Source organism: Mesorhizobium sp. M1A.F.Ca.IN.022.06.1.1 (assembly GCF_003952605.1).
Taxonomy (GTDB): Bacteria; Pseudomonadota; Alphaproteobacteria; order Rhizobiales; family Rhizobiaceae; genus Mesorhizobium.
The window spans coordinates 2,215,444-2,233,917 of the sequence record NZ_CP034455.1; the positions used below are offsets into that span (position 1 = coordinate 2,215,444).

An 18,474-nucleotide genomic window follows, 5' to 3' on the forward strand; every position below is an offset into this window, starting at 1 on the left:
CCCTGCTTTTGAAGGCGTGTGGGCTGCTGCCCCGTGGGCCGCGCCCGTCCTATTCCGCGGCGACAAGCTCCCTGTCGCGAGCTGCTTCCAGTTCGCGCACCAGAGTAATGACGCGCTTGCCGAAGAACTCGACCTCTTCCTGGAAATGCAGGAAGCCGAGCAGGATCAGGTCGGCACCGGCGTCCTTCAGTTTCAGGATGCGTTCGGCGATCTGTTCCGGCGTGCCGATGAGATTGCTGCGGAAGCCGTCATTGTACTGAACGAGATCCTCGAGGGACGACTTCGCCCAATTGCCTTCGCCTTCCGGCGAGGCCTTGCCGGCATTCTTGACCTGATCGGCAAAGCCCTGCACCGCCTCCGGATTCGCCTTGGCGATGATCTCGTCGAGCACGGCGCGCGCTTCCTGCTCGCTCTCGCGGGCGATGGCGAAAGCGTTGACGCCGATCCTAACCTTGTGGCCGTTGGCTTTCGCCTTGGTGCGGATGTCGTCGACCTGCTTCCGGATCTCCTCCGGGGTATTGCCGTTGGTGAAATACCAATCGGAGACACGAGACGCCATGTCGCGAGCGGCTCGCGACGAGCCGCCCTGGAATATCTCGGGCAAGGGCTCGATCGGCTTCGGCTTCATGGAATAGTTGGTGAAGCGGTAGAAATCGCCCTTCAGCGTGAAGCTGTCTTCCGTCCAGATGCCGCGCAACGCTCGGATAAATTCCTCCGACCGGCGATAGCGCTCGTCATGATCGAGCCAGAGTTCGCCAATCGCGGCGAACTCGCCTCGGAACCAGCCGCTGACGACATTGACGGAGACGCGGCCATTGGTCAGGTGGTTGATGGTAGCGATCTGCTTGGCCGCCAGCGCAGGGTTCCACGGACCGGGCAGGATCGCTGCGATGACCTTCAGCGTTGTGGTCGCGGCAAGCAAGGCATGGCTGAACGAGACTGATTCGTGCTGGTTGTCGGCCCCATAGCCGGCTGTGAAACGGATCTGGCTCAGCGCATAGTCGAACCCGTTGGCCTCGGCAATCTGGGCGAGCTTGCGGTTGTAGTCGATATCCCAACCCGTCCGCTGCTCGATGTTGGAGATGACTAGGCCGCCGGAGACGTTCGGGACCCAGTAGGCGAATTTGATGGCGTCGGAATGCGAACTCATGTCGTCGTTTCCCCTGTTGATTGGCTCAGCCGACGCGGGTGGCGACGGCGGCATTTGCGTGACTTGCGTTGAGCAAGGAGACCGCGTCGGTAGCGGCCCTTGCAATACGCTCGATGATGGCTGCGCCGACGATTTCGCCATCGACGAAATCGTCGGGCGTGCCGTAGACGCCCGTAGGGACGGTGACAGCGCCAAAAAAGCCGAACAATGGCCGGAGCTGATGTTCGAGCACCAGGCCATGGTATGGGCTCCCGCCGGTCGCCGCGAGAAGCACGGTCTTGCCGGTCAACGCGCGATAGTCGACCAGGTCGAACAGGTGCTTGAGAGCGCCAGTGTAGGAAGCCCTATAGACAGGCGTTCCGACCACGAGCAAATCGGCCTTCTCGACACGCTGGATAATCGCTTCTCCAGATGCGCCAAGTGCGCCGCGGGATAGTCCGGCGAAAAGCGACGGTGCTGCCTCCGTGATCTCAATCAGACCGGTGTCGGCAGGCAGGCGCAACGCGACCGCCTTGACCAGCGCATTGACGACCGCCGTGGTGCGGGACGGGTTGCTTACACCGCCGGATATTCCAAGAACCGATAATCGTGCCAAGTCATCTATCTCCCACACATGCGCCATAGGCCACCACCGAAACCAAACGATATTCTACCAAATCTGTAGACATAAGGTACTTTGTTCTGATGTTTTCACGTCAATGGGAAAAACGGCGCTGCTAGGAGCGGCACGCCCACCGCATTCGATCTCAAATGGGATTAACTTGGCAGGGGCCGTAGGCGTCACCCGCGAGTTCGACTTTGGCGAAAACAGGCTCCGCCGGCGCGATATGAGGAATGTCGTCCAGCCGTTTGTGACAGCGCTCTCCACCGATGCCACGCAATCAAATGAGCGCGTGTATCATGACGGCTAGGCGTGCGAGAAACGTCCTCAGGCATTGCCCTACGAAGGAGCCGACATTAGCGCCGAGATTTCAAGGCTGGTCAGGGACGATTGAGAGTTTTGAGCACCGGCAGCACGAAGGCGGCAATCGCAGCGTCATGCCTTCGGAACCATCGGTAGCTGCTCAATACGTTCTGTTGTGCTCCTGCCTGTATATGTGTTGCGTAATTCCCCTGAATGGCAACGGATTACCTGCGTCTGGTTATTCATTCTTCACCACTCACCCGCCCTTGATGATCTTTCGAAGCCGGGCGGGATCGGACAAAATCGCGAGGTCCTTCAACGGATTGCCGTAGACGGCGATGAGATCTGCGTGAGCGCCAGGCGCGATGGTGCCGATGAGGCCTTCCATGTTGAGCACGCGGGCAGCATCCACCGTCGCGGATCGGATCACGTCCCGAGGCTTGAGAACGCGGCCGCGCAGAAGAAATTCCTCTGATTGGTGCCCATGCATCTGGCCAAGCAGATCGGAGCCGTAGCCCATGGTCACGCCAGCGCTTTGAAGCGTTTCGAGCGCCGACAAGCCGGCATCGAGAACGAAGCTCACCTTTTCAAGGGATTCGGCCGACATGCCGTATCTGGCTCCGTCCCGAGCGACGACAGCAAAGGTGATGTTCGTCGGGACGACGAACGCGCCTGCCTCGCGAACCGGGTTGGCGGTTGTCGCTTTGATGAAGTTTCCATTCGATTCGAATGGTCGACGTTTCATCCCAGATTTACTTTCGCGCCTCACGCCGGCACTCGCGCACATAGTCCGCCGGGTTATGTCGCCAAGCGCCGAGCGGATTTGCGGCAAGGGGAAGTCCGGGCACTCCTCGCACCCTCGTCCTCGCGCAACACCGCACGTAACAGAAACGATAGCACGCATTCTCACAATTAACGACGGCTGTTCGGCAGTGGGCTTCGTCGCGAGCGAGGACGAGAGTGTCGGGTCTACAACCAAATGTCGGAGGTCGGACCCAAATGTCGGAGGTCGGACACGCAAGGCCCTTACCACGTAGGTGATTGAAAGCTTTATTGACGAGGCGCTCCAATGGCCGGCCCGCAATGCGGGAGATATTGTTAGAGGCGTCTCGAATGACTTCTCCGCGGGACCCGAAGGGCGTCTCAGGCATCCTTTGGCACGATTAGTGCAACGGATGATCCGCAAACGTTGCACCGATACAATGTGAGGGGAGGGTCACCCAGATTTTTGTGTTGACCGTCCACTCACTCTTCACCCAGTGGCTGCCGCGCAGGCGCTTGCGGACGCCGGTCAGCCCGATAGCTCATCGATCCAGATCAGCGGGGAACAATACACAGAATGGGAACGAGATCAGCATGAACTCGAATTTTAGTCGTTTGGCCCAAGCCACCGCTATGAACTTGCTCTGGACGGTCACCGCTACGTCGGCGAACGAAGGCATGTGGATGCCGGCCCAGATTGCGGAACTTGGCGCGGCCATGCGCGCGAATGGGCTCCAGCTTGATCCCGCGCAGCTCAGCCGTCTAGACACTGCCCCGCTCAACGCGATCGTATCACTGGGCGGATGTTCAGCTTCCTTCGTCAGTCCGCAAGGACTGGTTGCGACCAACCGTCACTGCGTGCTGGAATCGATCCAGTACAACAGCAAGGAGAGTCAAGACTATCTCACCAAGGGATTTCTAGCGAAAAGCCTCGGTGAAGAATTACCCGCGGTGCCCGGCAGCCGCATCTATGTGATCGAGGATATCCGTGATGTGACCGCCGACATGCTCAAGGGCGTATCGGACAAGCTGAACGGCTTTGCCCGCTATGAGCGGCTCGACAGGAACCGGAAGGCGCTGATCGCCGCATGTGAAGAACAGCCCAATCGCCGCTGCGACGTGGAGTCCTATTATGGCGGCGCCTCCTACTATCTCCAGCAGAAGCTCGAAATTCAGGACGTGCGCCTCGTCTATGCGCCCGCGCTCGGCATCGGTAACTTCGGCGGCGAAACGGACAATTGGACGTGGCCGCGCCACACAGGCGACTTCGGTTTTTACCGCGCTTATGTCGCTCCTGATGGTTCCTCCCGGCCTTATGCGCGCGACAACGTGCCCTACCGGCCGAAGAGCTGGCTGCGCATTGCCTCTAAAGGCGTGCAAGACGGCGATTTCGTCATGGTCGTCGGCTTTCCCGGAGAAACCAATCGGTTCCGCACGGCGGATGAAGTACGGTTCAATTTCGCGCGGTACGAACCGCTGTTGCAGCATTTGCTGTCGGATTATGCGGCCCAGATAAACCAAACCACGGCAGGCAATCGAGAAGCGCAGATCCGCTACGCCTCCATCCTGCAAGGCGTGGAAAACTACAAGAAGAAGTTGGCGGGCGATCTCGCCGGGGCCAATGCGATCGGGCTCGACGTGCGCAAGGCTATCGAGGAGAAAGCTTATCTCGACTGGGTCGCCGACGATCCCGCGCGGCAGGCGCGCTATGGCGCAGCGATCGGCGAACTGGGCGCCATGGTGGACGAGAATAGCCAGGCCTCGCTCGAGGGGCTGCGCCAGGCGCTGCTGAACCGCGCGCAAATGCTCTCATCCGCGCGCACTCTGTATCGCTGGGCCAAGGAGCACGAGAAGCTCGATGAAGACCGCGAACGCGGCTTTCAGGATCGTGACCGTAACCAGACCGTGGATCAACTGACGCAGATCGAACGCGGTTACCTGCCCGACATCGATCGCAAGCTATTTGAGGCCGCGCTCGATGAATATCGCCGGCTAGACGCAAAGGACCGCGATACTGCGTTCGAAACGGCTCTGGACCAAATCGGCCTTGACCGACTTTATGCAGAAACCAAACTCGCCGACACGGCCACGCGGCTCGGCTGGCTCGACAAGCCGGCTGCTGCCTTGGAGGCGTCGGACGATCCTTTCATCAAGCTGGCGGTCGCGCTCTATCCCGGCGACATAGCTGCGGAGCGCGCGGCGAAGGACCGCGCTGGCCGAGCGCAGGCGGCGCGCGCGACTTACATGCAGGGCCTGCGCGCCTACTGGCAGGCGATTGGCCGGCCGGTGTATCCCGACGCGAATGGATCGCTGCGCATCACCTGGGGCAAGGTGTCGGGGCGAACACGCGACGGGCAGATCTGGACGCCATTCACCACGGCTGAGGGACTTCTGGCCAAGCACACTGGCAAGGGCGAGTTTGATGCGCCGGCCGCCGCCGTCGCTGCGATCCGGGCCAAGAATTATGGCCCCTATGTCGCGCCGGAGCTGGGCACTTTGCCGGTCGACTTCATGTCCACGGTCGACATTACCAATGGCAATAGCGGCTCGGCCACGCTGAATGGGTGCGGCGAGTTCGTCGGTCTCGCCTTTGATGGCACGCTCGATGGAGTGATCTCCGATTGGGCATATGCCGCAGACCGCAGTCGAAGCATCCATGTCGACAGTCGCTTCATGCTTTGGACCATGGACAAAATTGACGGCGCTGCCTGGTTGCTCAAGGAGATGGGAGTGCTGCCGGCGTCGCGTTCATGAGCGGGGTAGTCTGGCGGTAGGCGGCCTGTCGGCGTCATACCTCCACAAATCCCCCTTGGAATTTTAGACAAATCCCGTGCGGAAGCGCCGCCTCAGCCGGTCTTGCAGCGCCTGCCGGTCGGCGACGAGGTCGTCGCAGCGACCCGGCGCCGCTGCCCGGCCATCAATTGTCCAATCGGCGCCCACGTGCCAACACAAACACGCCGCAGTCATAAGCATTCGGCTGTCGGGTCATGGGGGCTGCCTCGAAGGTGCCGTTCAGCACCCTTGCGAGCTGGTTTGCAGGCTCGTCGTTGTGGCCCTGTCCGGGAGGAGTCGTGGTGATAGGCGACCCGCTCCGGGTTGCGGCCATCAACGAGCAGCAGCGAGCAATGGGTGCTGTCGCTGGTACGATTGCCATTGCTCACTGGCGCGAATAGGAAGTCGGCTGGGCCGACAGCTCGATTATAGATGACCTGCAATGTCTCTTGCGCGTTCTGCGACCCTGCGTAACGCATTTGATCCACCTCGCGACCCAAGTTCCATGTTCCAGTGTGCCGTTCAGAATTATCTGTCGCTGCCCGGAATTAAGCCGATCTTCGGAGGTCGTTTCCGCGCTCGTGCAAAAGCTTAAGCGCATCGCTCCCGCACGACATGACACGAAGCGTGGTCTCGATCCGGGAAAGACGAATGCTGCCAACCCCGTTCGTAACGGCAGCGCAGTTCTGGAGGAGGTGGCAAAGCGCGCGAAGGGAGGTGTTCTCACCGAAGATAACAATCGCTTCGTAGGCGTCGGCTCCCTCAACGTTGTGTTCGGCGCCGATCCTCACGCAATCCTCCCGCGTCGGCTGCCCGACCTCGAAACGCATGCCGATACGGCTTTCTATCTGATCCATAGCGTGGATATCACGCCTCGTGCCCGCTAATCGATGAGTGTTGCCGGCGAGCAGTAAAGCGAAGCCGCAGCGCTCCTGAAGATGCAGCAGCTCCCGCAAAACAGTGGGTGTGAAGTTCTGATATTCGTCCACCAGCAACGGACGTGTCGGGCCGTATCCGGCGCCCAAAAAGCTCATGCAATCCTTCGCAAGATCGTATGTGTGCTTGCTGTCTTTTTGGACGCCGTAGGCGTCGTGCAGCATCAGGAACATCGGCCTGATAGCCTTAGTATGCTGCGCAACCTCACAATAGGCAGCTCCGCTTTGGGCGGCTATCCAGTTGAGCGCTACAGTCTTTCCGAGTCCGGCTTTGCCGACCGCAAGCACCGGATATCGCATCTTGACCGCCGTATCGAAGGCAGCCCGCACGGTGAGCGCAGCGCGGGTTTCAACGAATATCGTCATCCGACGATCTTCTTCACCAAGTCCATCTGAGCGGCTATGCGCGCGTCCTGTTCGCGGCGGCGCTCTTCGGAGATCAAAGGCTTCTTCGGCATAACGATCCGCGCCGGCCGCTGAGACGGGTCGAAAGACACTTTGCCCGCCGGCTCGTTGGGGATTACGTCAGATTGAGCCTGACCGAGCGCTATCAGCCGAGCTGCAACGTCGATTTGCGGGATTGAGCTAACCATCTCCGCAATCGCATCGCGATGCGCCTTTGCCCGTGCTGCCGTGCTTTGGGCGCCACGATGATCAAGTGGATGAAGTGCGACATCGGGGGTTGCGATCCCGAGCCTGTTGCCCTTCATGTCTAGCACAAGCAGCTCGGCCGGCGCATGATAGACAGGCTCGCAGACCAGCACTTTATCGTGCGTGTACTGCCACAACTCTTCGCAGGACCACCGACGCCCACGGATCTGGAACGCGCCTTGGATCACAGTGCGCTCGACACGGCGCGCTACAGCCGCTCGGACCTCATCCCGGTTCATGGTGATCGCTGACCAGCCGGCAGCAACGTGCTGTTGAAAAGTGGTGTTGGGCGAAAGCCCCTTGAGGCCGCTCTGCTTTCCCGTGGGCACGCTGTGATAAGCCTTCAGGAGACCGAAGAACGCTGGAACGAAATCTTCGAAGGTGCCATATGGCGCAACCGTCCGGCCGATCGCCTCCTGGCGCTTGTTCATACGGTTGCCAGCAATCCAGCCAGGCAGCGTGCTCAGATAGCGGGACTCGAAGTCGCCGAACCAACGTTCGATCGGCTTTGCTGGGGCGTTGTAGGGCAAGGCCTTGATAACTCGCATCGAGCGACCTGGCCCATGGAATCCGGGGACCGCCAGCGTCATGGCGTCATCCAGGTACGTCGCGAACCCGTATTCCTTGCCATTATCGATGTAGAGGGCTTCAGGCAGGCCAAAGGCTGGATGCTCCACCATGGCCGCAAATACTTCGATCACATCACGGTTGTTGACGCCGCCGCGCGTGTCGAATGCGATCAAATCACACCAGACGCGGCCAGTCGCCCAATCAAGAAACCCGATCAGCTTCGCAGTGCAAGTCGAGCCGTCCGCCCGCGTCAGGTGGATGTCGATCGGGTACACGTCTCCGACGACCAATTCCATCGGGCGCATCCCGTCGGTGGAGCGTCGCCCGCGCGGGCGGCTGTCCTCGTAGGCTTTGCGGTTCGTGCGAAACTGGTGGACCTTTCGATACTGCAGCTCTTCCGAAACGAGCGTCCACGGGATCGAACAAGCTTTCTCGAAACTCGCTGGATCACTGGGGCGGAATCCCCATGACCTGGTGGTCTCTATCAGGAAGTTGCGGGCCAGGATTTTGACGTGTCCCCAAGCTGCGCCGGCTGCCAGAAGGCCTTGGATTTCCTGTTTTAGGTCCTCTGCAATCCTGGCCTTGGTGATAGGGTCAAAGGGTACCAAAGCATCCCACTGCCGGCTGATGACGACGCGTTTCTTGCCTTTATCCGCTCGGTCGCGCCGGCCTCGCCTTGCAATCGGCTTCGGACGGTTTTGAACCGGCATTTCAATGGGCTTTAGACGGAGCTGCAACTCGAGTGGGAGGGAAGTCGAGTTGACGAGATACTGCTTGCCCGCGTTGCCGCCCTTGTCCCGGACAACGCGGACATCCAAGGAGTGTCCTCGCCAGTTGCCACGCTGGCAGGCCTTCCAAACTGCCTGCCGGGAGATTCCTGCCAACTCGGCGATCAGCGTGGGAGGCACGAACTCTTTGATCGTCATCGTGCTTGGTCCCTGTCGGCAGAAAGGTGACCCTCGATTAGCAGCTGAAATTATATCTGGCGTGACAGTCTCACTGTAGATCGCCACGTAACCTAACAAGCCTTATCGAGCCCTGCTCTGGTTTACCAATCCTGTCGTCTTGGGTTGACCAATCTGTTGCCGACCTTACGGGGTTGACCAACGAAAGGGCCTAGATTCTGCGCAATCCAAGCGCTTAATACCAATCCGGAATTAGTTGTCATTGAGGCTATTGGTAAACCCAATCTCAAGATCGGAAGCCCCTATCCTCAGCCAGAAGGGTCGTGTCCCACCGCGTGGTGTAGGTCGGCGATAGCGAAGCCGCTCGCGAGCGCCCTCAACAGCGCTGTAGCGAGCGAGCGGCGCAGCGGCGGTCATCGATGTTCTTCGGTAGGGTTGGGTTGCTGACACAACCTGATTCGAAGGAACCACCGATGACCAACGACATGATGAACCTGCGCACGCTCGTAGAGAAGACCCCCGATGCCGATATCCTGCGCGAGATGATCGGCTTTGCCGCCGAGCGGCTGATGGAGCTGGAGGTGGGCGCCGCCACCGGCGCGGCCCATGGCGAGAAGAACCCACTGCGGCTTGTCCAGCGCAACGGCTACCGCGACAGAGACTGGGAGACGCGGGCCGGCACCGTCGAGCTGCGCATCCCCAAGCTCAGGAAGGGCTCTTACTTCCCGAGCTTCCTTGAGCCGCGGCGCATGGCCGAGAAGGCGCTGACCGCCGTCATCCAGGAGGCCTACGTCCAGGGTATCTCGACGCGCTCGGTCGACGACCTGGTCAAGGCGATGGGCATGAGCGGCGTCTCCAAGAGCCAGGTCAGCCGGCTGTGCGAGGAGATCGACGGCAAGGTGAAGGCCTTCCTCGACAGGCCCATCGAGGGCGACTGGCCCTATCTGTGGATCGATGCCACCTACCTGAAGGTGCGCCGCGGCGGACGCATCGTCTCGGTCGGCGTCATCATCGCCGTCGGTGTCAACGCAGACGGCCGGCGCGAAGTGCTGGGCATGGAGGTCGGCACGTCTGAGGCCGAGCCGATCTGGACGGAGTTTTTGCGCAAGCTGACCCGCCGCGGCCTGCGCGGCGTCAAGCTCGTCGTTTCCGATGCCCATGAAGGCATCAAGGCGGCCGTCACCAAGGTGCTGTGCGCGACATGGCAGCGCTGCCGGGTCCATTTCATGAGGAACGTGCTGGCGCATGCCGGCAAGAGCGGCCGCCGCGTCGGCTCGGCCTTCATCGCCACCGCCTTCGCCCAGGAGACGGCCGAGGCCGCCAGCACCCAATGGCGCGCCGTTGCCGACCAGATCCGGCCGAAGGTGCCCAAGCTCGCCACCATCATGGACGACGCCGAGCCCGACGTGCTTGCCTACATGACCTTCCCCAAGGAGCACCGTGCCAAGCTGCATAGCACCAACCCGATCGAGCGCCTCAACGGCGAGATCAAGCGCAGGACCGAGGTCGTCGGCATCTTCCCCAATGACGATGCCATAGTCCGTCTCGTCGGCGCCCTCCTGCTCGAACAGAATGATGAATGGGCCGTGCAGCGGGCGCGCTACATGACCCTTGAGACCATCAGCCAGATGAGCGATGATCCGCTCATCAGCCTGCCGGCAGTGGCGCGCTGATCAGTCCGGCCCTTGCCGGAGAGCACGGCGACCAATGCCGTTACCTACACCACGCCAGTGGGCACGATCGCCAGAAGACCCTGCTGTTTTCAATTGCATAGGCTTTCCACCAGCGCCCCCATAATTCCGGACTCGTAAACCCCGTGAAATGGCAAATATTTCTGGACATCACACCAGGTTACCAATTATGCGACTTTCGAAGTACAAAGGGCGAACATCTAGTAGCGACTTATGTGTTTTCGACGTCAACAGCTCTGGTTCAGTTCGGCGACCGGCCGGCATTGTGAATGCCTGGAAAGGGCCTGTAACCGGTCAGACAGCTTTAATCTCTGATCAGGCAAAGCACCCATTCGAAGTGTTGAGACAAGGCCCGACATGTCGCCCGCGAACTACGCATGAACGATGATATTGTAGCTTCGGCCCGAGCGCATCCGCCTAACATCGAGCATCTTACGGCGTAGCGGCGGCTTTAGAACAGTCCGGCGTGAGAGACTGGACGTTTTTGTGCCGTTGGCCGCGAAATCAGCGCTCGGTCTCGGGTCTATTTGCGCACTTCGCAGGTACTTTTGCCGATGCCATAGTTCTCGCGGGAGCCGGAACAATGAAAAATGTGAGACTGGACATTTGAAGGATTTCGCGGCATCCAGAACGGGAAGTTCTGTTCGGCGATCTCACTATTCTCATCAGCGCGAACATTTCCGGCAAGACAACGGTCGTTGAGGCGCTCGCGCTATTGCTGGGGCGCGAGCGGATCGTGTGCAATCTCACGGAGCATGACTTCTTCGGCTCCGATCTGCTGGTGGCAACGAAGATAAAGATCGTTGCCACGATATCGGGTTTCCCGCCCAACGACGTTGCCCATAACCATGACTGGGTGCTGGCGATACGGTTCGGGACACCTTATGTTCTCTTCTACGATGCGCTGGGGGAAATCTTGAAATCAGTCTTCGTGCACCTGTCGGACATACATTTCGGCCAGGAGAAGGACGGCGGTACAGACGCTGCGAACGCAGACGCCAAGATGCGCCTGATCGAGGACGCGCGCGTTCAGGTCGGCAAGCTTGGCTGCACGGCGAATGGCGTGATCGTCACCGGGGATATCGCCTTTTCCGGGCAGGAGCACCAGTATGCGATGGCGGCGCAATGGCTCGCCCAGCTGACCGACGCCATCGGATGCGACCGCACCGATGTCCAGATGATCCCGGGCAACCATGACATCGACCGCAAGAAGATCACGAACACGATCGACAGCGTCCTCTTCTCCATCCGCGAGGGCGGCGATCACTGGCTGGACCGCCATCTGGACAACCCAGGCGACTGCGCGGCCCTCTACGGTCGCTTCGACGCCTACAAGGGGTTCGCGCTCGACTATCGGTGCGAATTGGATCTGAACGGCGGCATATCAAAGAGCGCGAGGCTCGACCTCGCACCAGGAAGGGCGATCCGGTTCGTCCGCTTGAACTCAGCCCTCATCTGCTCCGGCCACCCCGAAGAAGGAAAGCTGATCCTCGGCGCCCGCCAGAGGATGCTTCCGATCGATGTCGGCGTGGAGAACATCGTCCTCTCGCACCATCCGCTCAACTGGTTCCAGGACTCTGACAAGGCGCGTGGCTATCTGCGCGGCCGTGCGCGCGTCTTCATCTCCGGTCACGAGCACTTCCCGAACCTCGACATCGAGGACGTGGAAGACGGCTGCCAGGTCATGATGCTGGCGGCGGGCGCCACCGCCCCAGACGAGGTCAACGAAAAATTCACGTACAAGTACAACATCCTCACGTTCGAGTGGGACGAGCAGCAGGACGCGCTCGCCGTGACCGTCGATCCACGGACGTGGAATCCAGACATGGCTCGCTTCGAACACGACGACGCCTTCATGGACGGGCGGCAGGAGCGACAGGTTCTCGCCTCGCCCAACTTTCACGACGCACCGATACCAGCTTCCAACACGCCGGAGAGCGAGGTGACGGCCGAACTGGTGGAGGAGCCGTCGGAAGTCCGGCCGACCGAAGACGCGCTTCCGGCCGCCCAGGACGATACGTCGGCCACCGCGCCGCCAATTGCGGGCGCCGAACCTTTGGCCGAGACCGCGACGGAGCCCGAGCCCGAGCCGACGCAGGACGTGCGCGACCTTCAGCTTCGCTTTTTCCAGACGCTCTCCGAAGGCGAGCGTCTGCAGACGTTAGTGAAGTTCGGCGTCGTGGCCCAACGGCATGGCGGCATCGATCATGCCATGGAGCGGCGGTTGTTCCGCCGGGCGATCAGGCAGGGTAAGGCGGCCGAGATCAGGCAGATGCTCGACGCGACTGAAAACGGAAAGGGCGGCAGTTCGAAATGAGCATTATGGCAAAGCATTCCCAGATCATCTGGGCACAGCCGACCGACGCGGACGTGGCGGCGCGGAACAAGGCCGTCGTCACTCTCCGGACGCAGCTCGCGGGGCAATCCACACTCGGCGCCATCAAGACTGCCGGCGCGATCGCCGACTGCTTCGCGGGGGCGCAGCTTCCGGCTCCCCTGGCCTCCGAGGTGCAGAGCGCCATCAGCGACCATAGCCCGGCTTTCTTGCTTGCGAATGGCGAGTTGCAGGGCACGGTCTGCCTCGCGGTCGCGACGCTCGCATCGGTGCGGGAGCACGGCGTCGAACGGACGGGCTGGTCCAACATGGACGCCATGGCGGCGGCGCTCTGGTCCGCGCTCACCTTCCAGAGCCAGGTGGAGAACGCCAGGATCGAGGAGCTCCGGCAGGAACTTGTCGGCGCCTGCTGCGACCGGGTCGCCGTCGTCGCGAAGGAGGTGCGTGTCCGTCACGACGTGCCGGACGTCGGCACGCTCACGATACCCGAGGCCAATGCGGCCGGCACCAGGGCCAACAACGCGTATCGCAAGGCGACGGCGCCGGTCATCGCCGCGCTCAAGGGCAACCAAGACCTGGATCGCGAGGAGATCGACTTCCTCTGGTGGGTCCTCAGCGACTACAGCGAGATTCTCGGCTGTCCGCTTGACGCCAAGGATGTAATGCCCCGGGCCGTAGCGGCCGGCATCGAGGGGGCGAAGATGCTGCGCCGGCTGCCTGGCGACGGCTATCGCCACGCGGTCCTTCGCCGCGTCGGCGCATCGGACAAGTTGTCTCTGTCGGCCCTGATTGCCGCGGTCGGGGCCGATCGCGCTCCACTCGGCCAGGCGTTCGCCGGGACATGGTCGGCGGGGATCCCAACGGTCTTCCCACTTCTGTCTGCGCTGGCGGCGACCGGCGAGGTCCAAGCCCCGGGGACAACGCTCGATGCGCGGGACTGGGGCGCCCGTGCCCTGCTCGAGGCGTCCATCGTCGCGATGGAAGGCCGTTTCGGCGGCGACGCGTGATGCGCGGACCCTGCACGAACACGACCTGCACGTTCAACGCCACGCGGACTTGCGTGCTCGGCAATCCACCCGAGGAGTGTTCGAACCGCTCGCTGATCCCGGACGACTCCGACGACACGACGCTCGCCGAGCGGATTTCCTCCAACTCATTCGCCGATCACGAAAAGGCGGAAGGCGAAACCTTGCCGTCCGGCAGCTCCGGTACGCCGGTGCCGCTTGGGGGCGCCGTGCTCCCCGCGCCGGACGACGATCTTCCGGTTCTTCCAGCCAGCCGGACGCTCGGGATTCCCCAGGCCAACGCGATGATGGAGAGCCGCCCCACCTGCATGGTCGGCATTGTCGGCCTGGCAGGCGCGGGGAAGACCGCGGCGCTGATCAGCGCCTATCTCCTTCTCTCGCGAGACCAATTCGCCGGATATTCATACGCCGACAGCGACACGCTGCGGGCCTTCGAGGAGATTGCGGGCGGCAGCAGAACCTGGCAGGAGGGTAGCCCGCCCGAGCAGATCACGAGCCATACCACCCTCTCGAACGACCGAGAGGCCGGTTTCCTACATCTCCGCCTATGGCGTCACGCGGATGACCGCCTTCTCGACGTCCTGCTTCCCGATCTGCCGGGCGAATGGTCCCAGGCCCTGATCGGGCGCAACGACGCCGAGCGCCTCCATTTCCTAAGGTCGGCAAGCGTGATCTGGCTGATGATCGACGGCCGGCAGTTCGCTGACGATCACAAGGTCATGAAGGCCCGCTTCGACACGAAGCTTCTGATCGAGCGCCTCGCCAATCTGCTCGAGGGCCGGCGTCCCCGGGTTCTCGTCGTACCCACCTGGCAGGACAGGCAGCCTTTCCCGCAGGCGGAGGCGGACGAGCTGATCGCGTGTGGAGGCGCCTTCGGCTTCAAGGTCGAAGTAGTGCCGATCGCCTCCTTCTCGTGGAGCGACGACATGATTCCTGGGTATGGCGTAGCGGACCTGTTCGATCGCTCGTTCTGCGTCCTTCCCCCCGCCCCCGACTTCTGGCCCGTGACCGAGGCGGAGGAGGGCGACAGGCGGCTGCACGCGTTCAGGAGGCGGCCATGACCGACGGTTCCATTATCCTCGTCGGCGGCCCGGCCTCCGGCAAGACGAACTATATCGCCCGCCTCTGGCTCGCCTTCCAGGCGAAGAAGGGCCGGCTCAAGGCGGAACACTTTCCGGACAACATCGAGTACGTCAACGAGGCGGTCGCGCATCTCCTCGCACGCAAGTTCGCACCCAGGACCGAGCACAACATGGAGGAAGGCGCGCGCCGCGACTTCACCGTCCCCGTGCGCGGCGGCGACGGTGGGGGCCCCGTGCGGAGCCTCACCGTTCCCGACATCACGGGGGAACTGTGGAAGCGCTCACTCGAGACCTACGAGCTGCCGCAAGAATGGATCGACGCGCTGGAGGCCTCGTCGTACGCGATCATCTTTATTCGCGCCAACTCGAAGCTGAATCACCAGCCGATGGACTGGGTGACGGCCCGAGAAATGCTGAAGGGGCATGACGACGAGGACGACGACGATACGGAAGACGACGGTGACGACTACGGTCAGAACGAGGACGAGGACGGCGAGCCGATAGCACGGGCCGACCCGCAGCCTCCGGCCGATCCGCCCTTCCTGGTCGAAGCACCTGCCCCGGCCACGGAGGACATGGGCACCGCTGAACCCATACTGGCCGACGCCGAGGTGCAGGATGCCTCCACGAAAGCGGCAGGCCTGCCCGCCCAGGTCGGTTTCTGCGAACTCGTCCGGTATCTGACGCTTCTGCTGGCGGACCGACCGGACGGATCGAAGCCCCGCGTGGCGATCGTGGTGACCGCCTGGGACACGATCCATCCCGCCACTAGGGCCGCCGGCCCCATGCGGTATCTGAAGGACCAGTTCCCGATGTTTGCTGGCCGAATCCGGACGCCCGGCCGCCTGGATTTCGGCGTCTTCGGCATGTCCATCGTCGGCGGCGACCTGCGCAACCCGGCGTTCCGCGAAAGTCTGAAGCGACGCGATCTTTCCAACCTCGGCTATACCGCCGTAATGAGGGACGGTGCGGTGGTGGAGGACCCTGACGTCACCCTGCCGCTCGCCTGGGCTCTCGGCGACTGAAAGACTGGCCATGATTGTCGACCAGCAGCTGCACGGATATCGCAACGGACACGAGCTTCTGTCTGGGACCATTCGGCTGCCTGCCCGAGATCAGGATCTCGTCGACCGCCTCTCCGACATCGCCGGCCCCATAGGCCCCGGCGAAAAGTTCGCGCCTTATCTCACATGCTACCCGCTTCCGAGCGGCTCCCACTACATCGTGGCGCGGACTTGGCTGGACCTGACCGCGCCGAGGGCCGGATGTGTGCGCACACGTTCTCTAATCGTCGCCATGTCCGACTGGACCGGCCTCGCCGGTCCTGCCTCGCTCGCCCGAGTGGCCACGGAGGCCGGTCCGACCGATCCCGGCCGTCAGCTGATGCTCGAGCCGTCGCTCGCCCCGCCGCTTCCACCGGTGGAAGGGCCCGGCGTCGAACTTATCGAGGCGCTGTTCCTCGAGGACAGCGTTCCGGTTGCTGTCTTCGGCGCCCCTGCTCCCGAGCTCCTCGCGCTCCGCTTCCTGACCGCGATCTGGCCGTCGATGCGTCGCCGATTCACGGTTTCGACCTTCTGCAATTCCCCCGGACCATCGCGAAGCGCAGCTTCGACCTCGTCTTCGCGCCGGTCAGCGCCCGATCGCGCTTCTCCGACTGGAAGGGGCGCCGTATCGACGGGACGCGAAAGAGCGCGTCGCGCCACCCCTGGTCGGCGCGGATCGAGACCGAGGTGCTCCGCGCACCCCATCCGTCGCTACTCGGTCTAGACGTTTTCGGCGAGATGGCTGGCGACGAGCAGGGCAGCCAGGAGACGCTCCGACTATCCCTTCTCTGGGAGGAGCTTGCCGGCAAGATCGACACCGAGCCCCATGCGGCGCTCGGGCTGCTCGACATCGCCAATACCCGTCCTGCGAGACGCGCCGAACTGGTCGAGCGACTCACACCGGCGCTGGCGGCCGCCGCGAATAGCGCCGCGTCGCGCATGCCCCCAGCCGACGCTTGGCGCTTCCTCCAGGTCCTGATCGGAAAGCTCGGGCAGACGCGCTGGCAGCTCTCGCTCGCCCGCTCGGTCAGATCGACTACCACCGCGCTCGCCACCCGCACCCCACTCGACGCCGTCGCCGCCGTCCCCGTCCTCCTGCGCGAGAGCGGCGGCGACTTCCTGCTAGGCGGGCTTGCCAACGGTCTTGCCAGGGCGAAGCCCTTTCATCCGATAGCCGAGGCGCTCGCCGGCCTCCCGCCGCTCGATCTCCTCAAAGTGATGTTGGGCGCACAGGATCTCGCCGCTGCCGCCTTTCGCGAAGACGCCGGCCTAGAGTCGCCGCTCGCCACGGGCATCGAGCATGCCCGGACCGGCGAACGGGCCGAGGCCTTCCGTCGCTTTCCGCGGCATCTTCTCGCGGATCGTCACGCCGAGGTCCTGCACGCGCTGCTCGTCGATGCGTCCGCCGACATCGTTGTCGCCGAGACGCGCCGCCTCGCCGGTGGAAACGCCCTGCAGCAAGCCGCCCTCAACGACGTCGTCGTCGAAGCCGCCCGCCTTAGCGGCGCCGTCCGGGCCGTCCGGGACATCGCGGTCAGCGCGCCCCACAGCGCCCCCGCGAACCGGATGCTCCGGGACCTCCTCGAGCCTACCCCTGGCGACGTCGACTGGATCGTCTCCCTCCCGGTCTCCGATCCGCGCAAGTCCGCCTTCCTTGTCGACGTCCTCTCCTCCGCATCCCAGGAGCAATTGCGTTCCATCGTCGCGCGCACCGGTGTTCTGGCCAGGATCGTGCCGATTCTGGGCACGATTCCGAGTGACACCGAACTCCTCGCCCGGATCGCCGAGACGGTTCCGCTTGCAGCCGAGGAGTTGATCCCGCTCGTTGCGCAGCTGCTGCCGTCGTTGACTGGGAAACGTGGCAGCGCCCTCGCTGCACGCGCGCTCGACAAGGCTCTTAGTCGAGATTTCGGAGCCGATCGCGACAAAACGATCGCCGCCCTCCTCGATCGTTCCGGCCGGGAACTCTATGCCGCCGACGCTTTTCGCACCGGCCTTGCCACCGGCGTTCCTGCCGCGCTGGCCAGCCACAACCTCGTCCTTTTCGATTCCTCCGCCCCGGAGACCCGTGGCGCCTTCCTCCGAATCCCGGAAGTTCTCGCCGAGACGATCATGGCCCGCCGCGTCCTCGACCTTTCCTATCAGGCCGCGGAAGCAGCCGGCCGCATCCTCTGGGACTCCGCCAAGGTCAACAACCGCGGCTACATCCGTGCGAGCGCTGCGCTGCTTCGTTTCGTCATGCACGAGCGCGGCATGTCCGCATCCCCGATTGTCGCCGCCGTGTTCCCCTCCGTCTACCGCGAGCTCCAACAGGATAGCATCCCGGACTTTCTCTCAATCGTCTTCCTCTTCATGGACTGGGATCGCTGCAAGATCGCCCGCCGCGATCTCGCCGAAACCCTCCTGTCATCGAAATGGCGGCCCCGCGACATCGCCCTCGCTGCCGCAAGAGCGGGCGATCCCGAACGCATCCTGCGCAACGTCGCGAGAAGACCAGGCGGTCAGGCCGCGATCGCGTCGATGGAAAAGGAACTCGGATCCATTGCCGATCCATGGCGGGCGCAGGTTCGGAAAGCGATCAAGGACGCGAAGGGTGATGGTCTGCCGGCTAAGCTGCCTTTCGACATCTAGCACCAATCGTGGCCGGCA

The 18,474-nt window shown here is 62.6% G+C and carries 12 protein-coding genes; 7 read left to right on the forward strand and 5 right to left on the reverse strand.

Features of this window, described 5'->3' with window-relative positions; genetic code table 11:
• Nucleotides 1–49 precede the first annotated feature (49 nt).
• From sfnG to EJ078_RS10510, 3 genes are all read right to left on the reverse strand, one after another.
• Nucleotides 50–1,150: a dimethylsulfone monooxygenase SfnG gene (sfnG, locus tag EJ078_RS10500; RefSeq protein ID WP_127403846.1), complete on the reverse strand. Its 1,101-nt coding sequence runs from the start codon at nt 1,148–1,150 to the stop codon at nt 50–52.
• A gap of 25 nt (nt 1,151–1,175) precedes the next feature.
• Nucleotides 1,176–1,745, reverse strand: coding sequence for an FMN reductase (gene msuE, locus EJ078_RS10505; protein ID WP_245459193.1), 570 nt, complete (start codon nt 1,743–1,745; stop codon nt 1,176–1,178).
• A gap of 565 nt (nt 1,746–2,310) precedes the next feature.
• Nucleotides 2,311–2,958 (reverse strand): amidohydrolase family protein, encoded by a 648-nt coding sequence (locus EJ078_RS10510; protein WP_127403844.1) that lies wholly within the window; start codon nt 2,956–2,958, stop codon nt 2,311–2,313.
• 452 nt (nt 2,959–3,410) lie between these two features.
• Between EJ078_RS10510 and EJ078_RS10515 the strand changes: the two genes are divergently transcribed.
• Complete coding sequence (locus EJ078_RS10515; RefSeq protein ID WP_127403843.1) at nt 3,411–5,570, forward strand: S46 family peptidase; 2,160 nt, start codon at nt 3,411–3,413, stop codon at nt 5,568–5,570.
• Between the two features lie 566 nt (nt 5,571–6,136).
• Here the strand turns inward: EJ078_RS10515 and EJ078_RS10520 are convergent.
• A complete protein-coding gene (locus EJ078_RS10520; RefSeq protein WP_127403842.1) occupies nt 6,137–6,889 on the reverse strand; it encodes an AAA family ATPase in 753 nt (250 codons plus the stop codon).
• A complete protein-coding gene (locus tag EJ078_RS10525; protein ID WP_127403841.1) occupies nt 6,886–8,670 on the reverse strand; it encodes a hypothetical protein in 1,785 nt (594 codons plus the stop codon). The genes EJ078_RS10520 and EJ078_RS10525 overlap by 4 nt, the downstream gene beginning before the upstream one ends.
• A 452-nt stretch (nt 8,671–9,122) precedes the next feature.
• Between EJ078_RS10525 and EJ078_RS10530 the strand changes: the two genes are divergently transcribed.
• From EJ078_RS10530 to EJ078_RS10555, 6 genes are all read left to right on the forward strand, one after another.
• Entirely contained in the window at nt 9,123–10,322 is a 1,200-nt protein-coding gene (locus EJ078_RS10530; protein WP_127403840.1) for an IS256 family transposase, read from the forward strand.
• 733 nt (nt 10,323–11,055) lie between these two features.
• Nucleotides 11,056–12,657, forward strand: coding sequence for a metallophosphoesterase (locus EJ078_RS10535; protein WP_127403839.1), 1,602 nt, complete (start codon nt 11,056–11,058; stop codon nt 12,655–12,657).
• A complete protein-coding gene (locus tag EJ078_RS10540) occupies nt 12,654–13,682 on the forward strand; it encodes a GTPase-associated system all-helical protein GASH (RefSeq protein WP_127403838.1) in 1,029 nt (342 codons plus the stop codon). Before EJ078_RS10535 ends, EJ078_RS10540 begins: the two co-directional genes overlap by 4 nt.
• A complete protein-coding gene (locus EJ078_RS10545; RefSeq protein WP_128261243.1) occupies nt 13,682–14,761 on the forward strand; it encodes a hypothetical protein in 1,080 nt (359 codons plus the stop codon). Before EJ078_RS10540 ends, EJ078_RS10545 begins: the two co-directional genes overlap by 1 nt.
• Nucleotides 14,758–15,807 carry a hypothetical protein gene (locus EJ078_RS10550; protein ID WP_127403836.1) on the forward strand — a complete coding sequence of 350 codons (1,050 nt, stop codon included), beginning with the start codon at nt 14,758–14,760 and terminating at the stop codon, nt 15,805–15,807. Before EJ078_RS10545 ends, EJ078_RS10550 begins: the two co-directional genes overlap by 4 nt.
• Before the next feature lie 756 nt (nt 15,808–16,563).
• Nucleotides 16,564–18,456: a hypothetical protein gene (locus tag EJ078_RS10555; protein ID WP_208721411.1), complete on the forward strand. Its 1,893-nt coding sequence runs from the start codon at nt 16,564–16,566 to the stop codon at nt 18,454–18,456.
• Nucleotides 18,457–18,474: the final 18 nt, after the last annotated feature.